Consider the following 25,854-nt stretch of genomic DNA (forward strand, 5'->3'; position numbering starts at 1 on the left):
ACTGCGCATCAGAGAAACATCGGGCCTGCGCTGTAGAGCGCGTTGGCGATGATCGAGATGCCTGGATGAAGACCGAGCGTCCGGGCGTGAGCCTGGCGGGAAGGCCCGAGTATAACAGAGCTAGCGAAGTGTGCTGCGTTCCTGCTGCTCAACGGCGCCAGGCAGCACTCCAAGGTCGTCTTCGAAGCGAGCGATCATCTGCACGTAGGCGGGTTCTTTCTTGAAACGGCGCAGTTCGTCGGCAAACGAGCGAGCAAGTTGTTCGCGCCCGGGCTTGCGCGCCAGACCCAGATACTGGTTTTGCCGATCGATCAGCAGCGGCAATTGTTCGATTTGCTGCTGCAGCCCCATCTGCCGGCGCAGATAGCGCCCGACGCGACTGTCGGTGACCAGCAGATCGATGCGGCCGAGCATCAGTTTGCCGAAATTGGCCTCGTGAGTGGGCGCCGGCTCACGTTTGAACAATGTCGACTGATTGAATGCCGCGCCATAGTCGTAGCCCGGCGAGGTGCCGAGGGTCAGCCCGGCGAGGTCCTCCAGTCGCTTGACGGCGCGGTGCTGGCCGTGTCTGCCGAGCAGAACGAACTCGACTGCGGACAGGGGTTCGTCCGGGAACACCATGAACACCTTGCGCGCATCGTTCTGGAAAATCCCCAGCACGCCATCGGCCTGGCCCTGCTCGACCATCGCCAGGCATCGCTTCCACGGCATGAACTCCCAGTCGACCTGGACACCGAGGCGCTTGAACACCTCGCTGGCAACCTCGTACTCGATACCCTGCGGCTGGCCGTTGTGTTCGTAGACATAAGGCGCCCAGTCATCGCTGACCACGCGCAGGCGTTCGGCCTGAGCCGAACAGCTCAGGCAGACAAGCAACAGGCAGAGTAGGCGGGGCAGAAGCGACATGGCGTGAGAGTACGCCGTCCATCGGGCGATGAACAGTGAACGGGGCTTGTACAAACGCTGATAGTTGTAAACACCTGGGTGCCGTTCACAAACGCCTGTAGGAGCGGCCTTGTGTCGCGAAAGGGCCGCGCAGCGGCCCCAGATTTTCAGCTTCGCCGCCAATATCGCTGGGCCAGCTACGCTGGCCTTTCCGACCGGTCCGGCGCCCCGGCAAGGCCGCTCCTACACAAAGCAGATCGCGTTAGCGTGGCAGCTTGAGGTTGTTCCAGATCGCCAGGCTCGGTTCGGCCTGGTTCAGGGTATAGAAGTGCAACCCAGGTGCGCCGCCTTGCAGCAGTTGCTCGCACATGTTGCTGATCACTTCTTCGCCAAAGGCCTGGATGCTCGCGCTGTCGTCGCCATAGGCTTCCAGTTGCTTGCGGATCCAGCGCGGCAGTTCAGCACCACAGGCGTCGGAGAAGCGCGCCAGCTTGCTGTAGTTGGTGATCGGCATGATGCCGGGCACTACCGGGATATCCACGCCCATTTTCTGCACGCGTTCGACGAAGTAGAAATAGCTGTCGGCGTTGAAGAAGTACTGGGTAATGGCGCTGTCGGCACCGGCCTTGACCTTGCGCACGAAGTTGCTCAGGTCGGCTTCGAAGTTCTGCGCCTGTGGGTGCATCTCGGGGTAGGCGGCAACTTCCAGGTGGAAGTGATCGCCGCTTTCCTGGCGGATGAACTCGACCAGGTCACTGGCGTAGCGCAGTTCGCCCGAGGCCATGCCCATGCCCGACGGCAAATCACCGCGCAGGGCGACGATCCGTTTGATGCCGGCAGCCTGGTATTCGTTGAGCAAGCCGCGCAGATCGGCCTTGGAATCACCGACGCAGGACAGGTGCGGTGCGGCGGCGACTTTGACTTCATGTTCCAGCTGCAGCACGGTGTTAAGCGTGCGGTCGCGGGTCGAACCGCCAGCGCCGTAGGTGCAGGAGAAAAAATCAGGATTGTAGCCAGCCAGCTGGCGAGCAACGGCCATCAGCTTTTCGTGACCGGCTTCGGTCTTGGTCGGGAAAAACTCGAAACTGTAACGGCGTTCTTCGGACATCGTTCGTTCCTCATGCAGCCAACGCCAGTAGCGCGCCTTCAGCTGCAATCTGCAAGTAAAAGCCAGAGCGGTGAAGGCCGGTCTGGCTTGGCGTCATTCATTGCATGGACTGCCCGCGGCAAGCATGTCTGCCGCGGGCCACTCGCTTAGTAGCGGTAGGCGTCCGGCTTGAACGGGCCTTCGACGGTGACGCCGATGTATTCGGCCTGCTGCGAGGTCAGCTGGGTGACCACGCCGCCGAAGCCACGGACCATTTCCAGAGCGACTTCTTCGTCGAGTTTCTTCGGCAGCACTTCAACGGTCAGACGCTCGGCTTTCTTCTCGGCCGAGAGGTCAGCGAACTTCTGCCCGAACAGGAAGATCTGTGCCAGCACCTGGTTGGCGAAAGAGCCGTCCATGATCCGGCTTGGGTGGCCAGTGGCGTTGCCCAGGTTGACCAGACGGCCTTCGGCCAGCAGGATCAGGTAGTCGTCGTTCTGCGGATCGAAGTCGCGAGCGCCGGTGCGGTGAATCTTGTGCACCTGCGGCTTGACCTCTTCCCATGCCCAGTTCTTGCGCATGAAAGCGGTGTCGATTTCGTTGTCGAAGTGGCCGATGTTGCACACTACAGCGCGCTTTTTCAGCGCCTTGAGCATGTTCGCATCGCAGACGTTGACGTTACCGGTGGTGGTCACGATCAGGTCGATCTTGCCCAGCAGAGCCTTGTCGATGCAGGCTTCGCTGCCGGTGTTGAGACCGTCGATGAACGGCGAAACCAGCTCGAAGCCGTCCATGCAGGCTTGCATGGCGCAGATCGGGTCAACTTCGGAAACCTTGACGATCATGCCTTCCTGACGCAGCGACTGGGCCGAGCCCTTGCCGACGTCACCGTAGCCGATGACCAGCGCCTGCTTGCCCGACAGCAGGTGGTCGGTGCCGCGCTTGATAGCGTCGTTGAGGCTGTGACGGCAGCCGTACTTGTTGTCGTTCTTGCTCTTGGTGACCGAGTCGTTGACGTTGATCGCCGGGACTTTCAGCTCGCCCTTGGCCAGCATGTCGAGCAGACGGTGAACACCGGTGGTGGTCTCTTCGGTAACGCCGTGGACGCGATCCAGAACCTGTGGGTACTTGTCGTGCAGCAGTTGGGTCAGGTCGCCGCCGTCGTCGAGGATCATGTTGGCATCCCATGGCTGGCCATCCTTGAGGATGGTCTGCTCCAGGCACCACTCGTACTCTTGCTCGGTCTCGCCTTTCCAGGCGAATACCGGGATACCGGCAGCGGCGATGGACGCAGCGGCCTGGTCTTGCGTGGAGAAGATGTTGCAGGACGACCAGCGCACTTCGGCACCCAGGGCAACCAGGGTTTCGATCAGCACGGCAGTCTGAATGGTCATGTGGATGCAGCCGAGGATTTTCGCACCCTTGAGCGGTTGCTCTTCGAGGTACTTGCGGCGCAGGCCCATCAGTGCCGGCATTTCCGATTCGGCGATGATGGTTTCGCGACGGCCCCAGGCGGCCAGGGAGATGTCAGCGACCTTGAAATCGGTAAAACCAGCAGGCGTGTTTACAGCGCTCATGAAGAGCCTCCATTCGTAGTGTGCGAATGGGCGCCGTTGTGCGTTGAGCGTCCACTTGAGCGGACAACGCCCCATCCGAGCCTGACAGGTCGAACCTGCTGCAGCGCCCCTCGGACAGGTGGCGGGCATGGCACCGCGGCGGGTGGCCATGTTAAACGGCGCTGATTATAGCCGGGCAGGGCGATCAGGCCCAAGGTTTTCTGTCGATTAATCGCGACGATAGTCGATGACCAATGGAGCCCTGCGGCAGGCTCTGCCATCATGACTGCACGTTAGCCAAAGCTGGTAGGAGCAATGATGAACTTCCACACCCGCAAATGGGTAAAACCCGAAGACCTCAACCCCAATGGCACTCTGTTCGGCGGCAGCCTGCTGCGCTGGATCGACGAGGAAGCGGCGATCTACGCCATCGTCCAGCTGGGTAATCAGCGAGTGGTGACCAAGTACATCTCGGAGATCAACTTCGTCAGCGCCTCGCGCCAGGGCGACATCATCGAGCTGGGCATTACTGCCACCGAGTTTGGCCGCACCTCGATCACCCTCAAGTGCGAAGTGCGCAACAAGATCACCCGCAAGAGCATCCTCACCGTCGACAAGATGGTCTTCGTCAACCTGGGTGACGATGGCTTGCCGGCTGCGCATGGGCGCACCGAGATCAAGTACGTGCAGGATCAGTTTCCCGACTCTGCCGTAGAGTGATTTTTCGGGGCCGCAAAGCGGCCCCGACATTCTCAAGGCTGAACGCTAACCTTGCTCACCACACGACCAATGCTCAGACCCTGAATCAGGATCGACGACAGCACCACGATGTAGGTGATCGACAGCAGCAAATCACGCTCTTCACCCAGCGGCAACGACAACGCCAGCGCCACCGACACGCCCCCACGCAAACCACCCCAGGTCAGCACGCGAATGGTGCCCTGCGGCACGCTGCGCCAGCGCCGCAGCAGCAGAATTGCCGGCGCCACCGTGAGCAGGCGCGACATCAGCACGGCTAGGGCCAGCACCGAACCGGCGGCCAGGTGCATCCAGTTGAACGGCAGCAGCAACAGCTCCAGGCCGATCAGGGCAAACAACAAGGCATTGAGCATGTCATCGATCAGTTCCCAGAAACCGTCCATGTAGCGCCGGGTCATGTCGTTCATGGCCAGGTTGCGGCCCATGTTGCCGATGATCAGGCCGGCCACCACCATCGCGATCGGTGCCGAGACATGCAGCTCGTAGCACATTGCCGAGCCGCCGATGACCAGCGCCAGGGTCAGCATGACCTGGACCTGGTATTGGTCGATGCTCTTGATCATGCGATAGGTCGCATAGCCGATCAGGCCGCCGAAGGCGATCCCGCCGATGGCTTCGCGGGCGAACAGCAGGGCGGTCTCGGAGATACTTGGCGTCTCGCCCAGCTGGACGATGCCGAGCAGTACCGTGAACACCACCACCGCCGTGCCGTCGTTGAACAGCGACTCGCCAACGATGGTGGTCTTCAGCGGCTTGGAGGCGTTGGCCGTACGCAGCGCGCCGAGCACGGCAATCGGGTCGGTCGGCGAGATCAATGCGCCGAACAGCAGGCAGTAGATCAGGCTGACGTGCCAGCCGAACATGGCGAACACCCAGTGCGCGAGAAAACCGATGACCACGGTGGCGATAAGCACGCCGATGGTCGCCAGCAGGCCGATCGGCCAACGGTAGCTGCGCAGATCGCTGAGGTTGACGTGCAGGGCGCCGGCAAACAGCAGGAATGCCAGCATCCAGTGCATCAGCAGGTCATTGAAGTCGATCTGGTTCATCAAACCTTCGACGCGTTCTTCCAGGCCCGGAAAGCCGATCAGGCTCAGACCCTGCAGAATCAACGAGAACAGCAGCGCCGTGACCATGACACCGATGGCCGGCGGCAGGCCGATGAAGCGATAGTTGACATAGGTGAGGAGGGTGGTCAGGCAGATAAAAGCGGCAACAAGTTCAAGCATCCCGAATCCTGTAAAAAGTGGCTTCCAAGTCGGACCCGAATCGCTCGGGTCACGGGTTTGATGGTCCAGCAGGGGGTGTGGGACACACTCTATGACCAGAAATGTCCGAATCGTTCAAAATATGTACAAGGGCGCCCTGGCCCTGTCCGCTGCGTAACCCGCTATATTGTGCCGACCTCTGAGTCTGAGCCCTCCAAGGAAACCTCGCGTGCTGGCAACCGTTCTTGTTCTTGTCGCAGCCCTGTTGCATGCCATCTGGAACACCCTGGTCAAGTTCAGTGGCGAGCGGCTGCTGGTGATTGCCAGCATGGACTCGGTAGCGTTGCTGTTCGCTGTGGTGGCTGTGTGGTTCGTCGATTTCCCGCCTGGCGAAATCTGGCCCTGGCTGCTGGTTTCGGCGCTGGCCCAGCAGATCTACCGGGTCTTGCTGATCAAGGCCTATCGGGTCGGCGACCTTGGCCTGGTTTACCCACTGATGCGCGGTTTGTCACCGCTGGTGGTGCTGGGTCTTACTCTGGCGTTTGCCGGCGAGACCCTCAGCGGCCAGCAGATCATCGGCATCTTGCTGATCCCCTGTGGCATGGCCTGCCTGCTCTGGCAGGGCGGTGGCGGTGCGCGTTTGCCATGGTCGATGTTGCCGGTAGTGGGGCTGATCGGGATGTGTATCGGCTGCTACACCTGGTTCGACGGCCAGGGCGTGCGTGCGTGGGGCAAGCCCTGGGATTATCTGGTGTGGCTGACCTTGCTCAGTACCTGGCCGTTTCCGCTGCTGGCCGGCGTTGCCCGGCGTGCACCGTTCGTGCAGTTCTGGCGTAAACAATGGCGGCTGGGCCTGGCGGTGGGTGTTTGCGTGCTGGCCAGCTACGCTCTGGTGCTGTGGGCGATGCACCTGGGGTCGGTGGCCGAGGCGGCGGCGTTGCGCGAGATCAGCGTGATTCTGGTGGTGCTGCTGGGCATGCGCTACCTCAAAGAACCTTTCGGCGGGCCGAGGCTCTTAGCTTGCGGGCTGGTGCTGGCAGGTATGCTGGTGATGAAGCTCTGAATCCAACTCTTTTGAACAAGGAATTCTGTCCATGACCGTTGCCCTGTGGTGCATTTTGATCGCCATGATCCTGCCGCCGCTGTGTGCGCTGATCGCCAAACTCAGCAGCGGCCGTTTCGGCATGCAACACAACCATGACCCGCGGGCGTTTCTGGACACGCTGTCAGGCCTGCCACGCCGCGCCCATGCTGCCCAGCAGAACAGCTATGAAGCCTTCCCGGCCTTTGCGGCGGCGGTGCTGGTGGCGGATATCGTCGGCAACGCCGAACAAGTGACCCAGGATGTGTTGGGGGTGATGTACATCACCAGCCGGTTGCTGTTCATCATCTGCTACCTGGCCGATTGGGCGATATTGCGCTCGATAGTGTGGTTTGCCGGTTTGGCATTGATCGTGGCGTTTTTTGTAGTCTCGGTTTGACCGAGCGACTTACGCCGACCGTGTAGGAGCGACCTTGCCGGGGCGCCGGACCGGTCGGAAAGGCCAGCAGAGCTGGCCCGGCGATAAACGCGGCGAAGCATAAATCGTGGGGCCGCTGCGCAGCCCTTTCCGACTGGTCCGGCGCCCCGGCAAGGCCGCTCCTACAGGGGGAGGCGATGGTGTCAGGGGACTTTGGGTAGCTCAGGCAATGGCTGGCCTTTGGGCCAGAGCATCCAGATCTGCCCTTGCTGCTTCATGTTGCCGGCCAACTCACCGGCTTGCGGCCCGGTACCCCAGAACAGGTCGGCACGTACTTCGCCGGTGATCGCCCCGCCGGTATCCTGCGCGCCGACCGGGCGCACCACGGGTGAACCATCCGGGCGGGTGGTCGACAGCCACAGCAGGCTGCCCAGTGGGATCACCTTGCGATCGATGGCGACGCTGTACCCTGCGGTCAGCGGCACGTTCAACGAACCGCGCGGGCCTTCGTTGCTGTCCGGCCGGGTGCTGAAGAACACGTAACTGGGGTTGCTCGCCAGCAACTCCGGTACCCGCTGCGGGTTGGCCTGGGCCCAGGCGTGAATCGCGCCCATGCTGACATCTTCTTTCTTCAACTGGCCTTGTTCGATCAGCCAGCGGCCGATCGGCCGATACGGGTGGCCGTTCTGGTCGGCATAACCCAGGCGTAACTGGCGCCCGTCTTCCAACTGAACCCTGCCAGAGCCCTGAATCTGCAGGAATTGCAGATCCATCGGGTCCGTCAGCCAGGCCTGCACAGGTGCGTTGACGCCATCACGGTAGATGGTTTCCGAGGTGTCATAGGGCTTGAGCACGCGGCCTTCCAGGCGCCCGCGCAGGCGCTTGCCCTTGAGCTCAGGGTAGATACTCGCCAGATCGACCACGATCATGTCCTGCGGCACGCCGTACACCGGCACCTGGGCCGCCGCAGTGCGGGTCAGGCTGCCAGGGTAGACCGGCTCGTAATAACCGGTGATCAGCCCGGTGGCGTTGTTCTCGGCCGAGCGCAGGCCGTACACCTGCAGGTTCTGCTGGAGAAACGCGCGGGCCTGGGCGGCATCGTCAGGAATGCGCAGCGCCGCCTCGCAGGTCGCTGCCCAGACCGCATCGCGCTTGAGCTTCTCGCAGCCGACCCGCCACGCCTGAAAGCCCGCCAACAGATCAGCATCACTGACGCTGGGCAGATCTTTCCAGGTGGCGGGAGCATAGGTGGCAATGGCGTGCGGTTCAGGCTTGGTGCTGTCACCGCCGTTGCAGCCGGCCAGCAGGGCCAGGGCTGGCAGCGCCCAGGCGAGCTGGCGCAGAGCAGATTTCATGGTTGAATCCTTGAGCGGGCAGCGGCGTGGCTGCCCCTGTTTTCTGTAAGGGTATTGGTCTTTGTCGAGCAGGCGAGGATACTGTCGGCCCTCTTCCGATGCCAATGTGACCGTGATGTTCAAATGTTTCACCGTGCTGCTGGTAGCTAGCCTGGCCCTGCTGGGCTGCGACCGTGTCGATCCTAACTCACCGCTCGGGCAGCGCAAGGCGATCTTCAAGCAGATGCTCAACACCAGCGAAGACCTTGGCGGCATGCTGCGCGGACGCTTGCCGTTCGATGGCGACAAGTTCGCTGCCGGCGCCATCAAGCTCGATGGTCTGGCGCACGCCCCTTGGAAGCATTTTCCGCAGGCTCAGGATGGCGGCGACAGCAGTGCGCGGGCCGAGGTCTGGCAGCGCCAGGCGCGCTTCGAGGAGCTGGCCCGGCAACTGGAAAGCGTGACCGGTGAACTGGTTGCCGCGAGCAGCAACAAACCGCTGCACGCAGCGCAGTTGCAAGCACCTATGGACAAGGTCGAAGCGGCCTGCAAGGCCTGCCACACCGAATTTCGTAACCACTAGGCCGCGCTGACGCCAGCAGCGCGCTCACGGTTCAGCGTGGCGTCGGAGTGGTTACTTTTCCAGATCGTCGAGCGCTTCCTGCAGCTCCTTTTTCGATTCGGCAAGCTTGTCTTTACGCTTGTTGATCTTCTCGGAGTCGCCGCGCTTCATGGCCTTGTCCAGATCCTTGGTGCGCTTGTTCACCTCGTGACGCGCATCCAGCACCTTCTGCTCGCGCTCTTTGCGCAGGCTGCTGTCGGTGCAGTTGGCAGTCACTTCGCTCAGGGCTTTTTCCAGACCAGCCTGCTGGTTGCTGTTGCCGTGGGCACGTGCCTGCTCGATCTGTTCGCTGATCGCTTGCTTCTTGGCGGCGCAACCTTTGAGCTCGGTCTGCTCGGCAGCCAGCGCGCCGTGGGCAGTGAGGCCAAGCAAGGCGGACAGGGCGAGGGTAGAGAACAGTTTCATCGGGGGCTCCATTCGGGTGCAGGGCAGCGAAAAGGGAAATGCTGCCCTGATCCGGCAAAATTAGAAACCCTTGATTGTGTGATGGCGTAACTGCCCGGCCAGTAATTGCACTGCGTCGTCATTGAAAAATGCCTGCAACTGCTCGGCACGGCCGTTGCCGATGCCGGGTTCCTGCAGCCATTCTCGTGCGGTTTTGCTCGCCAAGGTCTGCCAGTCAGGGCCTGGCTCAAGGTGGCGCGGCGCAGGCATACCCAGGCCGTGTAGCCAGCGCTGGAAGGGTTGCTGGCGGGCTTGGGTGAACACCTCGAGCAGCTGTTCGGCGCGCGTTTCAGCGATGCCCGCAACACCCAGCAACTGCTCCCGGTCCAGGTTCAGCCAATCGTCCAGCGTACTGACCAGGCCGCTGTCGACCAACTGAGTCCAGGTCGCCGCGCCCATCCCAGGCATGTTCAGGCCTTGCTTGCCGCCCAGCCAGTGCAGGCGGGCGACAAACTGCTGGCGACAGGCGGGGCTGTCCTGCCAGCAGCTGAGCGAATGGTGGCGGCCCGGTTCCGGGACCTGTACCGGCGCACGCTGGCTGCTGCGCTGCACCACGGACTCCAACCGCGGAATGGTCAAGCCGGCCAGGCTTATTGCCACCTGATCGCCTGCACGGATGTCCAGCGCTTGCCAGCGTGCCAGCGACCCGAGGCTGACCTGACTGACCTGGCGATCATCCAGCTGCAGCGGTTTCAGCTGTAACAGAGGCGTGATGCGCCCGGTGCGGCCAACCTTGAACTGCACCTCGCGCACTTCGGCCAGTGCCTGGCGCAGCGGATACTTCCAGGCTGCAATCCAGTGCGGCGCATTGGCCTGCCAACGCTCTGCGGCGGGGCGCTGATCCTGGCGCAGGATCACTCCGTCAGTAGCGAACGGCAGGGCTGATCGATACCAGTGCTGGCGCCAGTGAGCGGCCTGCTCGAAGGTATCGATGGCGACGCTGTACTGCTGGCTGTCGCTGAAGCCTAGTGCAGTCAATGCACTGAGCCGTTCTGCCTGTGTAGCTGGGCCCTCGGGCCAATCCCAGACGAACAGGCCGATATCCGCGCCCAATTGCGCGCTGAGCTGCTTGCGCGCCATCAGGCCGGCGACACTCCCGCGGGCGCCGCGCCCACCGGCGGCTGCCTGCACGTGGTTGTCCAGCCGCAGGTACAGCTCGCCCTGCAGCGCCAGATCAAGGGCGCGTGGCAGTTCGCGCTGGATGCCCGAAAGGTACGGCAGGTGCCGGCTCCAGTCATGCCCATGGACGCCGTCACCGCGGCTCAGCAACTGCACCAACCGACCTTGTCGGTAAACCAGCGAGACCGCCACGCCATCGACCTTGGGCTGAATCCACACGGCCTGTCTACCGCGCAGCCATTGTGCGGCGGCCTGCTCATCACGCAGCTTGGCGACGCCGGTATGAACAGTCGGGTGCGCCAGCGGGCCGCGCGCGCTGGCCAGCGGGTCGTCACTGGCATTGATGGCAAAGCACTGTTGCAGGTCCAGCAGGCGCTGCCGGCTTTGGTCGTAGAGTTCATCATCGACCAGCGCGATACCTTGGCGATGGTAGTGGTCATCCCACGTTGCCAGTGACTGGCGCAACTGTTCGACCTCTTGTTGCGCCCGCTCGCCAGGCCAGGCGGGGCAAGCGGCGGCCTGAGCACCCGAGAGGTACAACAGCGGCAGCAAGCACAGTAGCAGTTTGAGCATCATGGCCAGCATCCTTGCCAGGCGATTCGGAACCCTCAGCCTAAGCGCGCAAGCGGATCAACGCTGGGCCAGTTTGTCAGGCGATATGTCACAAAAAAGCCCCTGTCGATTACTCGGCAGGGGCTTTCGTCTGTGGCTGTAAGAAAGCTTACAGGCCAGCAGCGTCCTTCAGCGACTGGGCGCGGTCGGTGCGTTCCCAGGTGAAGGTGGTGAAGGTGTCGTCACCCACGGTTTTCTGCTCAGGGGTACGGCCGAAGTGACCGTAGGCCGCAGTTTCCTGATACATCGGGTGCAGCAGGTCGAGCATGGTGGTGATTGCATAAGGACGCAGGTCGAAGCACTCACGCACCAGCTGGACGATCTTGGCGTCGGAAATCTTGCCGGTACCAAAGGTATTCAGCGAGATCGAGGTCGGCTGAGCGACACCGATGGCATAGGACACCTGAATCTCGCAACGCTCGGCCAGGCCGGCAGCCACGATGTTCTTGGCGACGTAACGACCGGCGTAGGCCGCCGAACGGTCAACCTTGGATGGATCCTTGCCGGAGAATGCGCCGCCGCCGTGACGGGCCATGCCGCCGTAGGAGTCGACGATGATCTTGCGCCCGGTCAGGCCGCAGTCGCCCACTGGGCCGCCAATGATGAACTGGCCAGTCGGGTTGATGTGGAACTGGGTGTCCTTGTGCAGCAGTTCGGCAGGCAGGGTGTGCTTGACGATCAGCTCCATGACGGCTTCTTTGAGGTCTTTTTGCGAGACTTCAGGGTTGTGCTGGGTCGACAGCACCACGGCGTCGATACCAACAACCTTGCCGCCTTCGTAACGGCAGGTGACCTGCGACTTGGCATCCGGACGCAGCCACGGCAGCAGGCCGGACTTGCGCGCTTCGGCCTGGCGCTCGACCAGACGGTGCGAGAAGCAGATCGGTGCTGGCATCAGCACGTCGGTTTCGTTGCTGGCGTAGCCGAACATCAGGCCCTGGTCGCCGGCGCCTTGATCTTCAGGCTTGGAGCGGTCAACGCCCTGGGCGATATCGACCGACTGCTTGCCGATGATGTTCATCACCGCGCAGGTCGCGCCATCGAAGCCGACGTCGGAGCTGTTGTAGCCGATGTCGACGATGACGTCGCGCACGATCTGCTCGAGGTCGACCCAGGCCGAGGTGGTGACTTCGCCGGCAATAATGGCAACACCGGTCTTGACCAAGGTTTCGCAGGCCACACGGGCGAACTTGTCCTGGGTGATGATGGCGTCCAGGACCGCGTCCGAAATCTGGTCGGCGATCTTGTCCGGATGTCCTTCAGACACGGACTCGGAGGTGAAAAGGGAATATTCGCTCATCTCGACGGGTTCCTAAAATTTACCGATGGTGATGTCGCCAGCCGTCCGCTGAAAATGGCGGACCTGGATCTGGAAACCGTTACGCAAGCCCACATACAGGCTGTCTCCGAGAGCCAGCCCTGCTGCCCGGGCCCAACGGGCCAGGTCATCCTGCTCAAAGCCCAGCCAGAGATCGCCGCAGGCCTCGCGGGCCCAATGCTGATCATGGCTGCACAGTTCGGTGACCAGCAGGCTGCCGCCTGCCTTTACCCGTTTGGCCAGCAGGCGCAGGGCCTGGGCCGGATCGCTGAAATGGTGCAAGACCATGTTCAGCACTACGCAGTCGGCTGTCACATCCGTTGCACCCAATGCATCGGCCAACTGCAGGTTTACATTACTCAAGCTTTCTCGTTCACAGACCTGGCGCGCCAGCTCGAGCATGGTCGGGCTGTTGTCCATCGCCGTGACGCTGGCAAAGCGCCGCGCCAGGTCGGGCAGAAAACCACCGTCACCCGGGCCGACTTCAAGGGCACTGGCGTCAGCGCCGAAGCTGAGTTTGTCGAGCAGTGCCAGCAGGCTCTCGCGGTACTGCGGCAAGCCGGCAATCAAGTCCTGCTGGGCACGAAACTTTTCTTCCACACGCAGGAAGAAGTCCTGACTGGTAGCGGCCCGGCGCTGTTGCACCTGGGCAATGCGCGCCTGCACTGCGGCCGGCAACGCGAGGTCGTCGACCTCTTCAAGCAGTGCCGTATGCAGCCGGCCACCGGGGCGCAGGCTGTCGGGCAGGGCGCGCCGGTAGAAGATGGCGTTGCCTTCGCGGCGTGTGGCCACCAGTTCGGCCTGGGCCAGCACCTTGAGGTGATGACTCATGCCGGACTGGCCGACGTCGAAGATCTGCGCCAGCTCGAGCACGCCGAACGAGTCACTGGCCAGCGCGCGCAATACATGCAGGCGCAGCTCGTCGCCGCTGGCTTTGCATAAAGCTGCCAGGTCGTCGCTGCGTTGCAGGGCCAATGGTTGCGCGGGAAGATTCATAGCGCGGCAGTCTAGACAGGCAAGGTTGCCCTCGCAAGGGCAATATCAAAAAGTTTTGATATTGGACGATGGATGGCCCGAGTCAGTCCGAACCACCGTCTATTCTCGCGAATCGCTCATCAATCACAGGAAAAACACCCAACTGCGACCATCCGTCATTGCCCCGGAGCCGACTGTGGGGGAAAATGGTCGTCTTTTTTGCGCTTCATTACTTATTCAAGCCCCCAGGAGACTTAGCGATGCCCAGCCGTCGTGATCGTGCCAACGCCATTCGTGCCCTCAGCATGGATGCCGTGCAAAAGGCCAACAGCGGCCATCCCGGTGCCCCAATGGGCATGGCGGATATCGCCGAAGTGCTTTGGCGCGACTACCTGAAGCACAACCCGAGCAACCCGAGCTTCGCCGACCGTGACCGCTTCGTGCTGTCCAACGGCCACGGCTCGATGCTGATCTATTCGCTGCTGCACCTGACCGGCTACGACCTGTCGATCGAAGACCTCAAAGGTTTCCGTCAGCTGCACAGCCGCACCCCGGGCCACCCGGAGTTCGGCTACACCCCAGGCGTCGAAACCACCACCGGCCCACTCGGCCAGGGCCTGGCCAACGCGGTCGGCTTCGCCCTCGCCGAAAAAGTCATGGCGGCGCAGTTCAACCGTGACAGCCACAACATCGTCGACCACAACACCTACGTGTTCCTCGGCGATGGCTGCCTGATGGAAGGCATCTCCCATGAAGTCGCCTCGCTGGCCGGCACCCTGGGCCTGAACAAGCTGGTCGCGTTCTACGACGACAACGGCATCTCCATCGATGGCGAAGTCCACGGCTGGTTCACCGACAACACCCCGGCACGCTTCGAAGCCTACAACTGGCAGGTGATCCGCAACGTCGACGGCCACGATGCCGAAGAAATCAAGATGGCCATCGAGACGGCGCGCAAGAGCGATCGTCCGACCCTGATCTGCTGCAAGACCATCATCGGTTTCGGTTCGCCGAACAAGCAGGGCAAGGAAGACTGCCACGGCGCACCGCTGGGCAATGACGAAATCGCCCTGGCCCGCAAAGAGCTGAACTGGAACTACGGCCCGTTCGAAATCCCGGCCGACATCTATGCCGAGTGGGACGCCAAGGCCGCCGGTGCCAAGGCCGAAGCCGAGTGGAACCAGCGCTTTGAAGCTTACGCCGCTGCTCACCCAGAGCTGGCTGCCGAGTTCAAGCGGCGGATGGCCGGTGACTTGCCTGCCGACTTCTCGGCCAAGGCTCAGGCCTACGTCAACGAAGTTGCTGCCAAGGGTGAAACCATTGCCAGCCGCAAGGCCAGCCAGAACGCCCTGAACGCCTTCGGCCCGCTGCTGCCCGAGTTCCTCGGCGGTTCGGCTGACCTGGCCGGCTCCAACCTGACCTTGTGGAAAGGCTGCAAAGGCGTCGACGCCGTTGATGCCAGCGGCAACTACGTGTTCTACGGCGTGCGCGAATTCGGCATGACCGCGATCATGAACGGCGTCGCCCTGCACGGCGGCCTGGTGCCTTACGGCGCGACCTTCCTGATGTTCATGGAATACGCCCGCAACGCCGTGCGCATGTCGGCTCTGATGAAGCAGCGCGTCATCCACGTCTACACCCACGACTCGATCGGCCTGGGCGAAGACGGCCCGACTCACCAGCCAATCGAGCAGCTGACCAGCCTGCGCAGCACGCCGAACCTGGACACCTGGCGCCCGGCCGATGCGGTCGAGTCGGCGGTTTCCTGGAAGCATGCACTGCAGCGCAAGGACGGCCCGTCGGCGCTGATCTTCTCGCGTCAGAACCTGCAGCATCAGCAGCGCGATGCGCAGCAGATCGCCGACATCGAGCGCGGCGGTTATGTGCTCAAGGACTGCGCTGGCGAGCCTGAGCTGATCCTCATCGCTACCGGTTCCGAAGTCGGTCTGGCCGTGCAGGCGTTCGACCAACTGAGCGAGCAAGGCCGCAAGGTCCGCGTCGTCTCGATGCCATGCACCAGCGTGTTCGATGCCCAGGACGCCAGCTACAAGCAGGCTGTGCTGCCGCTTGAAGTCGGTGCGCGGATCGCCATCGAGGCTGCCCATGCCGACTTCTGGTACAAGTACGTTGGCCTTGAAGGTCGCGTCATCGGCATGACCACTTACGGCGAATCGGCTCCGGCCTCGGCGCTGTTCGAGGAATTCGGCTTTACCCTGGAGAACATCCTCGGTACCGCTGAAGAGCTGCTGGAAGACTGATTCATCCTGAGCGAGGCGAGGGCGTTGCCCTCGTTTTCGCGACTCAAGGCCGCGCCTACAAGTTATTGCCTGTGCAGTATCTTGTAGGCGCGGCCTTGTGCCGCGACGGTCAATGATCATCCTGTGTTAGCGAGTCCTGCATGTCTCAAGGTCGCCCTTACAAAGTTGCACTCAACGGTTACGGCCGCATTGGCCGCTGTGTCCTGCGCGCGCTGGTTGAGCGGGGGGCTGCTGCGAGCTTCGAGATCGTTGCCTTGAATGACCTGGCCGATCAGGCCAGCCTGGAATACCTGACACGCTTCGACTCCACCCATGGCCGCTTCCCCGGCGAGGTCAAGGTCGATGGCGATTGTCTGCATATCAACGGCGACTGCGTGCAGGTGTTGCGCAGTGCCACCCCGGAAGGCATCGACTGGGCCGCGCTGGAGGTTGACCTGGTGCTCGAATGCACCGGTGCCTACAACACCCGTGCCGATGGCCAGCGCTTTCTCGACGCCGGCGCGCCACGGGTACTGTTCTCGCAGCCGATGGCCAGCGAGGCCGACGTCGACGCCACCATCGTCTATGGCATCAACCAGGCTTGCCTGAGCGGTGCCGAGCAGTTGGTGTCGAATGCCTCCTGCACCACCAACTGCGGCGTGCCGCTGCTGCGCGTGCTGGATCAGGCGTTCGGCATCGAGTACGTGCAGATAACCACCATTCACTCGGCGATGAACGACCAGCCGGTGATCGACGCCTATCACCATGAAGACCTGCGCCGCACCCGCTCGGCGTTTCAGTCGGTGATCCCGGTGTCCACTGGTCTGGCGCGTGGCATCGAACGGCTGCTGCCGGAACTTGCCGGGCGAATTCAGGCCAAAGCGGTGCGTGTGCCCACTGTCAACGTGTCGTGCCTGGACATCACCCTGCAGACCGCCCGTGACACCACCGCTGCCGAGGTCAACCAGGTGCTGCGTGATGCAGCCCTGAGCGGCCCGCTGCGAGGGCTGCTGGCCTACACCGAGCTGCCGCACGCCAGCTGTGATTTCAACCATGACCCGCATTCGGCCATCGTCGATGCCAGCCAGACCCGCGTTTCCGGCCCCCGCCTGGTGAACCTGCTGGCCTGGTTCGACAACGAATGGGGGTTTGCCAACCGTATGCTCGACGTTGCTGATCATTTCCTGCACGTCGTCCACCAAACCCGCAGCAAACAGCCCTGAAGGACTGCATTCATGACCGTGTTGAAGATGACTGACCTCGACCTGCAAGGTAAGCGCGTACTGATTCGCGAAGACCTCAACGTGCCTGTCAAAGACGGTGCGGTTGCCAGCGATGCGCGTATCCTGGCGGCGCTGCCGACCATCAAGCTGGCCCTGGAAAAAGGCGCCGCGGTAATGGTCTGCTCGCACCTCGGTCGGCCAACCGAAGGCGAGTTTTCTGCCGAAAACAGCCTCAAGCCGGTGGCTGACTACCTGAGCAAGGCACTCGGCCGTGAAGTACCGCTGGTGGCCGATTATCTCGACGGCGTTGAAGTTGCCGCCGGTGAGCTGGTGCTGTTCGAGAACGTGCGCTTCAACAAGGGCGAGAAGAAAAACGCCGACGAGCTGGCGCAGCAGTACGCTGCCCTGTGCGACGTATTCGTGATGGATGCGTTCGGCACCGCCCACCGCGCCGAAGGCTCGACCCACGGCGTGGCCAAGTTCGCCAAGGTTGCCGCTGCCGGCCCGCTGCTGGCTGCTGAGCTGGACGCATTGGGCAAGGCCCTGAAAGCGCCTGCCAAGCCAATGGCTGCCATCGTTGCCGGCTCCAAGGTGTCGACCAAGCTCGATGTACTGAACAGCCTCAGCAGCGTCTGCGACCTGCTGATCGTCGGTGGCGGCATTGCCAACACCTTCCTCGCCGCCGCTGGCCACAAAGTCGGCAAGTCGCTGTACGAGCCTGACCTGGTCGACACCGCCAAGGCCATCGCCGCCAAGGTCAACGTGCCGCTGCCGGTCGACGTGGTAGTGGCCAAGGAGTTCGCCGAGAGCGCCGTGGCTACCGTCAAGCTGATCAGCGAGGTTGCCGACGACGACATGATCCTCGACATCGGCCCGCAAACTGCCGAGCAGTTCGCCGAGTTGCTGAAGTCGTCGAAGACCGTGCTGTGGAACGGCCCGGTCGGCGTGTTCGAGTTCGATCAGTTCGGTAACGGCACCAAAGTACTGGCCCAGGCTATTGCCAGCAGCGACGCGTTTTCCATCGCGGGCGGTGGTGACACCCTGGCGGCCATCGATAAATATGGCGTTGGCAGCGATATCTCCTACATTTCTACCGGTGGCGGCGCGTTCCTCGAGTTCGTCGAGGGCAAGGTTCTGCCTGCTGTGGAAATCCTGGAACAACGAGCCAAGGCCTGAGCATGAAGGCGCCTGGCGCAGGGAGCGAGCGGATGCTCAAGCAATTGCCGGTGATGATCGTGGCCTGTCTGTTGGGCGCCTGCTCCAGCGGGCCGGCTGCCGATGACGAGCCGTCGCAGGCGGTGCCGGGCGGCTGTTACCAGTCGCAGTGGCAGGCCGAGACGGTGCCGGTGATCAACAAGCGGCTGGGTCCGGACGGGCTGGAAAAGTACGACGACGAGCACCAACGCAAGGCGCCAGGTTGCCCGTGATGGGTTGGCGGGCAACCTAAACTGGGTTTTGTGGTCTTGGATTAGGGGCCGCTTCACGGCCTTCGCGGGTAAACCCGCTCCCACAGACGTGCACCGAACCTGTGGGAGCGGGTTTACCCGCGAAGGGCCGCATAGCGGACCCATAACGAGGGTTTCGGATGAAAGCGCTATTGGCCCTGATGGCCCTGGCGACACTGGCAGGCTGCTCACTGCTGCAGCCGGCACCGGCTGCGCCGACAGACACCTGGACGCGCTGGGTCTGTGATACACAGACCGAAGTATCCTGGCGTTTCGCCGATGCCAGCCAGGACTCGGTCGATGTCCGCCTTGGCGGTAATGACCAGGTCTACCGGCTCAAGTCCGAGCCGGGCGCCTCTGGCGCGCTGTACAGCGATGGCGTTCTGGCCCTGCATCTGCGCGGCGAAGAAGGCCTGGTGTACTGGGTAGCAACCAACGATCTGATAGGGCGGGGCTGCAAGGCACCGTGATGGCCGGGTCGCTTCGGCGGCCCACATAACATGAACAGCAACCGCCCTATGGCAGGTTTGCACGAAACAACGACGCTTGTCGGGAGAGAGATACACAATGGCACTCATTAGCATGCGCCAGATGCTGGACCACGCCGCCGAGTTCGGTTACGGCGTTCCAGCTTTCAACGTAAACAACCTCGAGCAGATGCGCGCCATCATGGAAGCCGCCGACAAGACCGACTCTCCGGTCATCGTGCAGGCCTCGGCCGGTGCTCGCAAATACGCCGGTGCACCCTTCCTGCGCCACCTGATCCTGGCGGCAATCGAAGAGTTCCCACACATCCCGGTGTGCATGCACCAGGACCACGGTACCAGCCCTGACGTTTGCCAGCGCTCGATCCAGCTGGGCTTCAGCTCGGTGATGATGGACGGCTCGCTGGGCGAAGACGGCAAGACCCCAACCGACTACGACTACAACGTCCGCGTCACCCAGCAGACCGTCGCCATGGCCCACGCCTGCGGTGTTTCGGTAGAAGGCGAGCTGGGCTGCCTGGGTTCGCTGGAAACCGGCATGGCCGGTGAAGAAGACGGTATCGGTGCCGAAGGCGTGCTCGATCACAGCCAGATGCTGACCGATCCGGAAGAAGCCGCCGACTTCGTCAAGAAGACTCAGGTCGACGCCTTGGCCATCGCCATCGGCACCAGCCACGGCGCCTACAAATTCACCAAGCCGCCTACCGGCGACGTGCTGGCAATCGACCGCATCAAGGAAATCCACAAGCGCATCCCCAATACCCACCTGGTGATGCACGGTTCTTCCTCGGTACCGCAAGAGTGGCTGGCGATCATCAACCAGTACGGCGGCGACATCAAAGAGACCTACGGCGTACCGGTTGAAGAAATCGTCGAAGGCATCAAGTACGGCGTGCGCAAGGTCAACATCGACACCGACCTGCGCCTGGCCTCGACCGGTGCCATGCGTCGTCTGATGGCGACCAACCCGAGCGAGTTCGACCCACGCAAGTTCTTCGGCGAAACCGTCAAGGCCATGCGTGACGTGTGCATCGCCCGTTACGAAGCCTTCGGCACCGCCGGCAATGCCTCGAAGATCAAACCGATCTCCCTCGAAGGCATGTACCAGCGTTACCTGAAAGGTGAGCTGGCTGCCAAGGTCAACTGATCAGGGCTGTATGCTTGAAAAAACCCGCAGCGATGCGGGTTTTTTTATGTCTGCGAGATGACCGTTAGTCGGCATGGGAAACTAAATTCGGTGATAGCGTTCTGATTCCATTGCACCCCGCCAACTGCGGTCTAGAGTAGACGGGTAGGAAGCAGTCGCTCTTACAAGAGAAGCAGCATGGATGAAGCTCAACCCACTGCAACGGACGGCAAGTCCGTCTTGCTGGTTGTCGACGATTACCCAGAGAACCTGATCAGCATGCGCGCCCTGCTGGCCCGTCAGGATTGGCAGGTATTGACTGCCTGTTCGGGCACCGAGGCGCTCGGCGCGCTGCTCCGCCATGAAGTCGACCTGGTTTTGCTCGACGTGCAGATGCCCGAGATGGACGGCTTTGAAGTCGCCCGCTTGATGCGCGGCAGCCAGCGCACTCGACTTACTCCAATCATTTTCCTGACTGCCAACGAGCAGTCGCAGGATGCCGTGCTCAAGGGCTACGCCGCCGGCGCCGTGGATTATCTGTTCAAGCCATTCGACCCGCAGATCCTCAAGCCCAAGGTGCAGGCCCTGCTCGAGCAGCAGCGCAACCGACGCATGCTGCAGCGCCTGACCCGCGAGCTTGAAGCGGCGCGGGCCTTCAATGCCTCGATCCTGGAAAACGCCGCCGAAGGCATCCTGGTGGTGGATGAGAGCGGCACCATCAGTTTTGCCAATCCGGCGATTTCAAGCCTGCTGGATACCCCGGTGCAGGTGCTCCAGGGCGCCCACGTGCTTGACCTGCTGCAACTGGCGACACCGAGCCTGTGGCGCGAGTCGGACTTCTTCAAGGCGTACCAGCAACGGCAGATCTTCCGCGTGCACGATGCGCAGTTGCGCACCGCCGACGGGCAACTGGTGCCGGTGGCGTTGTCCTGCGCGCCGCTGCCGAGCGAGCAGCACGCCATGGTAATTACCCTGCTGGACATGTCAGTGGTGCGCAGCCTGCACCAGCAGCTGGAACAGCAGGCGGTCACCGACCCGCTCACCGGCCTGCTCAATCGGCGCGGCTTCTACCAGGCTGCCGAAGCTGCGCTGCTGCGCAACGAGCACTCGGAAAAGGTCCAGGCACTGATGTACATGGACCTCGATGGCTTCAAGCGGATCAATGATTCGCTCGGGCACGAGGCAGGCGACGAGATCCTGCACTGGGTCGCGTCTCAACTGAAGGATTGCCTGGGCAGCGAGGCGCTGCTGGCACGGATGGGCGGTGACGAATTCACGGCTTTGTTCGACGGCCTGCCGTATCCTGAGCTGGCCGGACGCTTCGCTGAGCGGGTGCTCGAACGCCTGTCGATCACCCACCAGGTAGACGGGGTGGATGTATCCCTGGGCGTCAGCATTGGTATCGCCACCTATCCCGACTGCGGCGGCACTTTCGAGGGCCTGTTGCGCGCAGCGGACACGGCGATGTACGCCGCCAAGCATGCTGGCCGTCAGCAATACCGGTTTTACGATCAGGAACTGAACGGCCGTGCGCGGTCGCGGCTGATGCTCGAAGACGGCGTGCGCAGCGCCATCGAGCAAAAGGACTTCAGCCTGGTGTTCCAGCCGCAGGTGGCGTTTGCCGATGGCCAGCTGCGTGGCTTCGAGGCGCTGCTGCGCTGGCAGCACCCCAGCGTCGGTGATGTACCGCCGGGCTTGTTCATCCCGTTGCTGGAAGAGACCCGGCTGATCAGCCGCCTGGCCAGCTGGATCTACGATCAGGGTGCTGCCCAGCGCAAGGCTTGGCGCGCGGGCTTTGCCGATGACCTGGTACTGGGGATCAGTCTGAGCCGGGTCCAGTTCGCCATGCCCAATCTGGTCGATGAACTGCAGGCGGTGATCCAGGCGCACGGCTTGCGCCCGGCGCAGCTTGAGGTCGAGGTGGCGGAAACCTCGCTGATGTACAACGTCGACGCCGCCGTGAAGCAGCTCAACCGCCTGCGTGAGCTTGGCGTGCGAGTGGCGCTGGACGACTTCGGCGCCGGCGGCTGTTCGCTGCGGATGATCCGCGATCTGCCCATCGACACGCTCAAGCTTGACCGCCATCTGGTCGCGCGCCTGCCTGACTCGGCCAGCGATGCGGCGTTGGTGCGCAGCGTCATTGGCCTGTGCGCCGACTACGCGATCACGGTCATTGCCGAAGGCGTGGAAACCGAAGCCCAGGCGGCCTGGCTGAAGGCGCACGGCTGCTGTTATGTGCAGGGCTTTTTGGTGGCACGGCCGATGACCGCTGCCGATGCGAGCGGCTTTCCATTGTTTTTCCACTGGCCCGGGCAATGATTGGCTAGAATCGCGTGTGCTTTTATCGACCGCCGTGCCATGACCGACCTACGTTACCTGCAAGCCTACCCACCGCACCTGCAAGAGCAGGTGCGGCAGATGATCGCCAGCGACCGCCTGGGCGAGTACCTGCGCCAGCGCTATCCCGCACGTCACCAGGTGCAGAATGACAAGGCGTTGTACGCCTACGCTCAGGAACTGAAGCAGAGCTACCTGCGCAGTGCGCCGAACCTGGACAAGGTGCTGTTCGACAACCGCCTCGACCTGACCCATCGCGCCCTGGGTCTGAATACGGCTGTGTCGCGGGTGCAGGGCGGCAAGCTCAAGGCCAAGAAAGAAATCCGTATCGCAGCCTTGTTCAAGGACGCCGCGCCAGAGTTTCTGCGCATGATCGTCGTGCATGAGCTGGCGCACCTGCGTGAGCGCGACCACAGCAAGGCGTTCTACCAGCTCTGCCAGCACATGGAGCCGGATTACCATCAACTGGAATTCGACCTGCGCGTTTACCTGACCTACCAGGAACTGCCCAATCAATCCTAAGGACCCCGAGCATGGAAGTGAGCAAGACCAAGAGCAGCTTCTACCGCCGCCTGTACGTCGCCTGGCTGATCGACAGCCAGACCGCCGCCAGCGTACCGGCCTTGACCGAAGCCACCGGCATGCCCCGGCGTACCGCTCAGGACACCATCGCTGCGCTGGCCGACCTCGACATCATCTGCGAATTCGAGCAGGAGAGCGGTGCCCGTAACCATGCCGGGCAGTACCGCATCCGCGACTGGGGTGCGATCGACAAGCAGTGGATCGGCGCGCATCTGGTGCACATCCGTCAGGTGCTGGGCTACCCCTGAATCATCTGCAGCGGGTCGCTCGCGGCCGCTGCACTTTCCCTGCCTGTCGCGCCTGGCTTAGCATGGCGCGCTTTACCCTCAGGAATGCTTGCGATGTCTGCACCCCGGCCGGCGCTCAGCCCCCGCTTCAGCAACTACGCCGCCATGGCCGATGGCGTCGCCACGCTGCTGTTTCCGCATGCTGAAGTGGTGGTGCATGACCTGCGCAGCCAGACCATCGTGCACATCGCCAACAATATCTCCAAGCGCCAGTTGGGCGACGACTCGGCGCTGCACGACTTGCCCGCCGACCTCAATGGCGCTACCCGCCTGGGTCCGTACGAAAAGCTCAACTGGGACGGCCAGAAAATTCGCTCGATCAGCAGTGTGATGCTCGATGACAACGGCCAGCCCGAAGCGCTGCTGTGCATCAACTTCAACGTATCGCTGCTGGAGCAGGCCAGGCAGGCGCTGGATGTGTTCTTCCAGGCCAGCCGCCTGCTACCGCAACCTGAAGTGCTGTTTCGTGATGACTGGCAGGAGCGCATCAACACCTTCATGCACAGCTGGCTGGCCGAACGTAGCCAGAGCCTCAACACGCTGGAGCGCGAGCACAAGCGCGAGCTGATCGAGGCCCTGCATGGCGAAGGGGCGTTCCGCGGCAAGAGCGCTTATGACTATGTGGCCAACGTGCTGAACATGGGCCGGGCGACCGTCTACAAGTACGTGAAGCTCGCTCGCGAAAGCTGATACCTGTCGACCTGCTCGCTGGTGCTTGCGCGCTGTGGAAATAAAATCTATCGTAGATTTAATTTCCATATGAGTGCGCTGCCTGGGTAGCGCTCTGTCACCGAGAGCATTACCGATGATCGACGACCAAGCACTGGGCTCCCTGCAGCAGGCCATCACTGAAGCACACACCGCGCTGCGCCCGCAGGTCGCGGTCACGCCGTTGACCTTGAGCAGCCGCCTGAGTGCTTTGAGCGGCTGTGAGGTTTACCTCAAGTGCGAGCACCTGCAGCACACCGGCTCGTTCAAATACCGCGGTGCCAGCAACAAGCTGCGCCTGCTTGACCCGGTCCAGCGCCAGCGTGGCGTCATCACCGCGTCCTCTGGCAACCACGGCCAGGGCCTTGCCTTGGCCGGCCAGGCACTGGGCGTGCCGGTCAGCGTCTACACCACCACGCAGGCCTCCAGCTATAAGCTGGAAGCAATGCGCGCACTGGGCGCCGAGGTCATCAGCCTTGATCTCGATCCGCTCGGCGCCGAACTGGAAGCCGGGCGCCAGGCGCAGTTGCAAGGCAAACCGTACGTGTCGCCGTACAACGACTACCAGATCATCGCCGGTCAGGGCACGGTCGGATTGGAACTGTTCGAGCAGCAGCCGGAGCTGGATGCGGTGTTCGTGGCTGTGGGCGGTGGTGGTCTGATTAGCGGCATTGCAGCGGCCCTGCATGGCCTGTCGGCGAAAACCCGCATCGTTGGTTGCTGGCCAGCCAACTCACCGGCCCTGCATGCCTCACTCGCAGCCGGGCGGATCATCGAGGTCGACGAGGAGGAGACTATCTCGGATGGCACCGCCGGCGGCGTCGAACCCGACAGCGTTACCCTCGGCCTGTGCCAACGGCTGTTGAGTCAGCGCGTGTTGGCCAGTGAGGCGCAGATCAAGGCTGCCATGCGTGAGGTCGCCGCCAGCGAGCGCTGGATCATCGAGGGCGCCGCAGGCGTGGCGATGGCCGGCATGCTGGCGCTGGCCGAGGAGTATCGCGGCAAGAAAGTCGCAGTCGTGCTGTGCGGCCGCAATATCGTGCTGGAGAAATACCTCGAGGCTATCGCATGAAGGTCTACGAGCTGCCGGCGATCATGGCCGCGCTGGATGCCCATCAGGCCATGTGCGCCATCGAACTGGGCTTTGTCGCTTATTCCGCAGGCCGGGTGCAGGTGCCACCGGTGCAGGCATTCGGCTTCCCTCAGGCAAATGGCGACTGCTGTATCAAATCGGCCTATGTCGAGGGCAGTGAGACCTTCACGGTCAAGGTTTCCACTGGTTTCTACAGCAACCCGCAGCAGGGCTTGCCGAGCAACGACGGGCTGATGCTGGTGCTCAGTGCCAGCACCGGCCAGCCGTTGGCGCTGCTGGCGGATCAGGGTTGGTTAACCTGCATGCGCACCGCCCTGGCTGGGCGCATCGCGGCACGGTTGCTGGCGCCGAACCGGGTCGAAGCGATCGGCATCCTCGGCACCGGCATGCAGGCGCGCTTGCAGCTGGAGCAGTTGCTGGCAGTCACTGCCTGCCGCGAGGTGCTGGTGTGGGGTCGTAGTGACGCCGCGCGGCGCGACTACAGGGCGTTTGCCGAGGCGCTGGGCTGCACGGTGCGCTGTGTCGAGCAACCGCGGCTAGTGGCCGAGGCGGCCAACCTGCTGGTCTGCGCCACGCCTTCCCGCGAGCCGCTGCTGCAACGTGAATGGCTGCTGCCCGGCAGCCATATCACCGCGGTTGGTGCCGATGCACCAGGCAAGCAGGAACTGGCGGTGGAGCTGGTCGCCAGTGCTCAGCGGATCATTGTCGATTCGCGCCGCCAATGTAGCCAGTACGGCGAGGTGTCTCATGCGCTCAAGGCCGGTTTGATAGCCCCAAGCCAGCTGAGCGAACTCGGCGAGGTGCTGGCAGGGCACGCGACCGGGCGCGAACACGACGGGCAACTGACCCTCGCCGATCTGACCGGCGTTGCGGTGCAGGATGCGCAGATTGCCCGCTGCGTGCTGGAGGTGCTGCAACGCTGACCAATTGGGCCTCGCAACGAGGCCTGATT

The 25,854-nt window shown here is 62.6% G+C and carries 25 protein-coding genes and 1 riboswitch; of the genes, 16 read left to right on the top strand and 9 right to left on the bottom strand.

What is annotated here, in order from left to right; translation table 11 throughout:
• Positions 1–120: 120 nt before the first annotated feature.
• From IDM28_RS01200 to ahcY, 3 genes are all read right to left on the bottom strand, one after another.
• Complete coding sequence (locus tag IDM28_RS01200) at positions 121–906, bottom strand: substrate-binding periplasmic protein (protein WP_188035192.1); 786 nt, start codon at positions 904–906, stop codon at positions 121–123.
• Positions 907–1,147: 241 nt separating this feature from the next.
• Positions 1,148–1,993 carry a methylenetetrahydrofolate reductase [NAD(P)H] gene (metF, locus tag IDM28_RS01205; protein ID WP_188035193.1) on the bottom strand — a complete coding sequence of 282 codons (846 nt, stop codon included), beginning with the start codon at positions 1,991–1,993 and terminating at the stop codon, positions 1,148–1,150.
• A gap of 146 nt (positions 1,994–2,139) precedes the next feature.
• Positions 2,140–3,549, bottom strand: a complete 1,410-nt coding sequence (gene ahcY / locus IDM28_RS01210; RefSeq protein WP_188035194.1) for an adenosylhomocysteinase — start codon at positions 3,547–3,549, stop codon at positions 2,140–2,142.
• Positions 3,550–3,570: 21 nt separating this feature from the next.
• Positions 3,571–3,667, bottom strand: a riboswitch (S-adenosyl-L-homocysteine riboswitch).
• A 179-nt stretch (positions 3,668–3,846) separates the two neighbouring features.
• Here ahcY and IDM28_RS01215 point away from each other — a divergent pair.
• A complete protein-coding gene (locus IDM28_RS01215) occupies positions 3,847–4,248 on the top strand; it encodes an acyl-CoA thioesterase (RefSeq protein WP_016489524.1) in 402 nt (133 codons plus the stop codon).
• Between the two features lie 32 nt (positions 4,249–4,280).
• Here IDM28_RS01215 and IDM28_RS01220 read toward each other — a convergent pair whose 3' ends face one another.
• Positions 4,281–5,516, bottom strand: coding sequence for a cation:proton antiporter (locus IDM28_RS01220; protein WP_101315762.1), 1,236 nt, complete (start codon positions 5,514–5,516; stop codon positions 4,281–4,283).
• Positions 5,517–5,724: 208 nt separating this feature from the next.
• Here IDM28_RS01220 and IDM28_RS01225 point away from each other — a divergent pair, with 208 nt between their 5' ends.
• Positions 5,725–6,558: an EamA family transporter gene (locus IDM28_RS01225; protein WP_188035195.1), complete on the top strand. Its 834-nt coding sequence runs from the start codon at positions 5,725–5,727 to the stop codon at positions 6,556–6,558.
• Positions 6,559–6,589: 31 nt separating this feature from the next.
• Positions 6,590–6,976, top strand: coding sequence for an MAPEG family protein (locus tag IDM28_RS01230; RefSeq protein ID WP_101315766.1), 387 nt, complete (start codon positions 6,590–6,592; stop codon positions 6,974–6,976).
• 182 nt (positions 6,977–7,158) lie between these two features.
• Here the strand turns inward: IDM28_RS01230 and IDM28_RS01235 are convergent, their stop codons facing one another.
• Positions 7,159–8,310 carry a murein transglycosylase A gene (locus tag IDM28_RS01235; protein ID WP_101315768.1) on the bottom strand — a complete coding sequence of 384 codons (1,152 nt, stop codon included), beginning with the start codon at positions 8,308–8,310 and terminating at the stop codon, positions 7,159–7,161.
• 115 nt (positions 8,311–8,425) lie between these two features.
• On the opposite strand from IDM28_RS01235, the gene IDM28_RS01240 reads away from it, so the two are divergent.
• A complete protein-coding gene (locus IDM28_RS01240; protein WP_188035196.1) occupies positions 8,426–8,872 on the top strand; it encodes a c-type cytochrome in 447 nt (148 codons plus the stop codon).
• Between the two features lie 51 nt (positions 8,873–8,923).
• Here the strand turns inward: IDM28_RS01240 and IDM28_RS01245 are convergent, their stop codons facing one another.
• The 4 genes from IDM28_RS01245 to IDM28_RS01260 form a co-directional block, all read right to left on the bottom strand.
• Positions 8,924–9,316, bottom strand: coding sequence for a DUF1090 domain-containing protein (locus IDM28_RS01245; protein ID WP_101315772.1), 393 nt, complete (start codon positions 9,314–9,316; stop codon positions 8,924–8,926).
• A gap of 60 nt (positions 9,317–9,376) precedes the next feature.
• Positions 9,377–11,050, bottom strand: a complete 1,674-nt coding sequence (ligB, locus tag IDM28_RS01250) for an NAD-dependent DNA ligase LigB (RefSeq protein WP_188035197.1) — start codon at positions 11,048–11,050, stop codon at positions 9,377–9,379.
• Positions 11,051–11,195: 145 nt separating this feature from the next.
• Positions 11,196–12,386: a methionine adenosyltransferase gene (gene metK / locus IDM28_RS01255; protein ID WP_103435795.1), complete on the bottom strand. Its 1,191-nt coding sequence runs from the start codon at positions 12,384–12,386 to the stop codon at positions 11,196–11,198.
• Positions 12,387–12,398: 12 nt separating this feature from the next.
• Positions 12,399–13,400 (bottom strand): ArsR/SmtB family transcription factor, encoded by a 1,002-nt coding sequence (locus IDM28_RS01260; protein ID WP_181089555.1) that lies wholly within the window; start codon positions 13,398–13,400, stop codon positions 12,399–12,401.
• Positions 13,401–13,639: 239 nt separating this feature from the next.
• Between IDM28_RS01260 and tkt the strand changes: the two genes are divergently transcribed.
• The 12 genes from tkt (at position 13,640) to IDM28_RS01320 (ending at position 25,825) form a co-directional block, all read left to right on the top strand.
• The gene (gene tkt, locus IDM28_RS01265; RefSeq protein WP_101315780.1) at positions 13,640–15,637 is read left to right on the top strand and encodes a transketolase; all 1,998 of its coding nucleotides are present in this window, start codon (positions 13,640–13,642) and stop codon (positions 15,635–15,637) included.
• A 140-nt stretch (positions 15,638–15,777) separates the two neighbouring features.
• The gene (gene epd / locus IDM28_RS01270; protein ID WP_101315782.1) at positions 15,778–16,839 is read left to right on the top strand and encodes an erythrose-4-phosphate dehydrogenase; all 1,062 of its coding nucleotides are present in this window, start codon (positions 15,778–15,780) and stop codon (positions 16,837–16,839) included.
• Between the two features lie 12 nt (positions 16,840–16,851).
• The gene (locus tag IDM28_RS01275) at positions 16,852–18,015 is read left to right on the top strand and encodes a phosphoglycerate kinase (RefSeq protein ID WP_150571185.1); all 1,164 of its coding nucleotides are present in this window, start codon (positions 16,852–16,854) and stop codon (positions 18,013–18,015) included.
• A 32-nt stretch (positions 18,016–18,047) separates the two neighbouring features.
• Positions 18,048–18,266 (top strand): hypothetical protein, encoded by a 219-nt coding sequence (locus tag IDM28_RS01280; protein WP_101315786.1) that lies wholly within the window; start codon positions 18,048–18,050, stop codon positions 18,264–18,266.
• A gap of 158 nt (positions 18,267–18,424) precedes the next feature.
• The gene (locus tag IDM28_RS01285; protein WP_101315788.1) at positions 18,425–18,754 is read left to right on the top strand and encodes an MliC family protein; all 330 of its coding nucleotides are present in this window, start codon (positions 18,425–18,427) and stop codon (positions 18,752–18,754) included.
• A gap of 97 nt (positions 18,755–18,851) precedes the next feature.
• Positions 18,852–19,916: a class II fructose-bisphosphate aldolase gene (fba, locus tag IDM28_RS01290; protein ID WP_101315791.1), complete on the top strand. Its 1,065-nt coding sequence runs from the start codon at positions 18,852–18,854 to the stop codon at positions 19,914–19,916.
• A gap of 177 nt (positions 19,917–20,093) precedes the next feature.
• On the top strand, positions 20,094–22,214 hold the full coding sequence (locus IDM28_RS01295) for a putative bifunctional diguanylate cyclase/phosphodiesterase (protein WP_150571083.1): 2,121 nt from the start codon (positions 20,094–20,096) through the stop codon (positions 22,212–22,214).
• 39 nt (positions 22,215–22,253) lie between these two features.
• On the top strand, positions 22,254–22,754 hold the full coding sequence (locus tag IDM28_RS01300; RefSeq protein ID WP_101315795.1) for a M48 family metallopeptidase: 501 nt from the start codon (positions 22,254–22,256) through the stop codon (positions 22,752–22,754).
• Positions 22,755–22,765: 11 nt separating this feature from the next.
• Positions 22,766–23,062: a helix-turn-helix domain-containing protein gene (locus tag IDM28_RS01305; protein ID WP_188035198.1), complete on the top strand. Its 297-nt coding sequence runs from the start codon at positions 22,766–22,768 to the stop codon at positions 23,060–23,062.
• A 93-nt stretch (positions 23,063–23,155) separates the two neighbouring features.
• On the top strand, positions 23,156–23,791 hold the full coding sequence (locus IDM28_RS01310; protein WP_103435802.1) for a transcriptional regulator: 636 nt from the start codon (positions 23,156–23,158) through the stop codon (positions 23,789–23,791).
• Positions 23,792–23,906: 115 nt separating this feature from the next.
• Positions 23,907–24,881 carry a threonine/serine dehydratase gene (locus tag IDM28_RS01315; RefSeq protein ID WP_188035199.1) on the top strand — a complete coding sequence of 325 codons (975 nt, stop codon included), beginning with the start codon at positions 23,907–23,909 and terminating at the stop codon, positions 24,879–24,881.
• Positions 24,878–25,825, top strand: coding sequence for an ornithine cyclodeaminase family protein (locus IDM28_RS01320; protein ID WP_181089562.1), 948 nt, complete (start codon positions 24,878–24,880; stop codon positions 25,823–25,825). The genes IDM28_RS01315 and IDM28_RS01320 overlap by 4 nt, the downstream gene beginning before the upstream one ends.
• Positions 25,826–25,854 lie beyond the last annotated feature (29 nt).

It is taken from the genome of Pseudomonas sp. EZ-C24, assembly GCF_014525325.1.
In the GTDB taxonomy this organism is placed as follows: domain Bacteria; phylum Pseudomonadota; class Gammaproteobacteria; order Pseudomonadales; family Pseudomonadaceae; genus Aquipseudomonas; species Aquipseudomonas shirazensis.

Coding starts and splice junctions, on each gene's coding strand:
- IDM28_RS01200 (WP_188035192.1), bottom strand. CDS start 906: ATGTCGCTTCTGCCCCGCCTACTCTGCCTGTTGCTTGTCTGCCTGAGC.
- metF (WP_188035193.1), bottom strand. CDS start 1,993: ATGTCCGAAGAACGCCGTTACAGTTTCGAGTTTTTCCCGACCAAGACC.
- ahcY (WP_188035194.1), bottom strand. CDS start 3,549: ATGAGCGCTGTAAACACGCCTGCTGGTTTTACCGATTTCAAGGTCGCT.
- IDM28_RS01215 (WP_016489524.1), top strand. CDS start 3,847: ATGAACTTCCACACCCGCAAATGGGTAAAACCCGAAGACCTCAACCCC.
- IDM28_RS01220 (WP_101315762.1), bottom strand. CDS start 5,516: ATGCTTGAACTTGTTGCCGCTTTTATCTGCCTGACCACCCTCCTCACC.
- IDM28_RS01230 (WP_101315766.1), top strand. CDS start 6,590: ATGACCGTTGCCCTGTGGTGCATTTTGATCGCCATGATCCTGCCGCCG.
- IDM28_RS01235 (WP_101315768.1), bottom strand. CDS start 8,310: ATGAAATCTGCTCTGCGCCAGCTCGCCTGGGCGCTGCCAGCCCTGGCC.
- IDM28_RS01240 (WP_188035196.1), top strand. CDS start 8,426: ATGTTCAAATGTTTCACCGTGCTGCTGGTAGCTAGCCTGGCCCTGCTG.
- IDM28_RS01245 (WP_101315772.1), bottom strand. CDS start 9,316: ATGAAACTGTTCTCTACCCTCGCCCTGTCCGCCTTGCTTGGCCTCACT.
- ligB (WP_188035197.1), bottom strand. CDS start 11,050: ATGATGCTCAAACTGCTACTGTGCTTGCTGCCGCTGTTGTACCTCTCG.
- metK (WP_103435795.1), bottom strand. CDS start 12,386: ATGAGCGAATATTCCCTTTTCACCTCCGAGTCCGTGTCTGAAGGACAT.
- IDM28_RS01260 (WP_181089555.1), bottom strand. CDS start 13,400: ATGAATCTTCCCGCGCAACCATTGGCCCTGCAACGCAGCGACGACCTG.
- tkt (WP_101315780.1), top strand. CDS start 13,640: ATGCCCAGCCGTCGTGATCGTGCCAACGCCATTCGTGCCCTCAGCATG.
- epd (WP_101315782.1), top strand. CDS start 15,778: ATGTCTCAAGGTCGCCCTTACAAAGTTGCACTCAACGGTTACGGCCGC.
- IDM28_RS01275 (WP_150571185.1), top strand. CDS start 16,852: ATGACCGTGTTGAAGATGACTGACCTCGACCTGCAAGGTAAGCGCGTA.
- IDM28_RS01280 (WP_101315786.1), top strand. CDS start 18,048: ATGCTCAAGCAATTGCCGGTGATGATCGTGGCCTGTCTGTTGGGCGCC.
- IDM28_RS01285 (WP_101315788.1), top strand. CDS start 18,425: ATGAAAGCGCTATTGGCCCTGATGGCCCTGGCGACACTGGCAGGCTGC.
- fba (WP_101315791.1), top strand. CDS start 18,852: ATGGCACTCATTAGCATGCGCCAGATGCTGGACCACGCCGCCGAGTTC.
- IDM28_RS01295 (WP_150571083.1), top strand. CDS start 20,094: ATGGATGAAGCTCAACCCACTGCAACGGACGGCAAGTCCGTCTTGCTG.
- IDM28_RS01300 (WP_101315795.1), top strand. CDS start 22,254: ATGACCGACCTACGTTACCTGCAAGCCTACCCACCGCACCTGCAAGAG.
- IDM28_RS01305 (WP_188035198.1), top strand. CDS start 22,766: ATGGAAGTGAGCAAGACCAAGAGCAGCTTCTACCGCCGCCTGTACGTC.
- IDM28_RS01310 (WP_103435802.1), top strand. CDS start 23,156: ATGTCTGCACCCCGGCCGGCGCTCAGCCCCCGCTTCAGCAACTACGCC.
- IDM28_RS01315 (WP_188035199.1), top strand. CDS start 23,907: ATGATCGACGACCAAGCACTGGGCTCCCTGCAGCAGGCCATCACTGAA.
- IDM28_RS01320 (WP_181089562.1), top strand. CDS start 24,878: ATGAAGGTCTACGAGCTGCCGGCGATCATGGCCGCGCTGGATGCCCAT.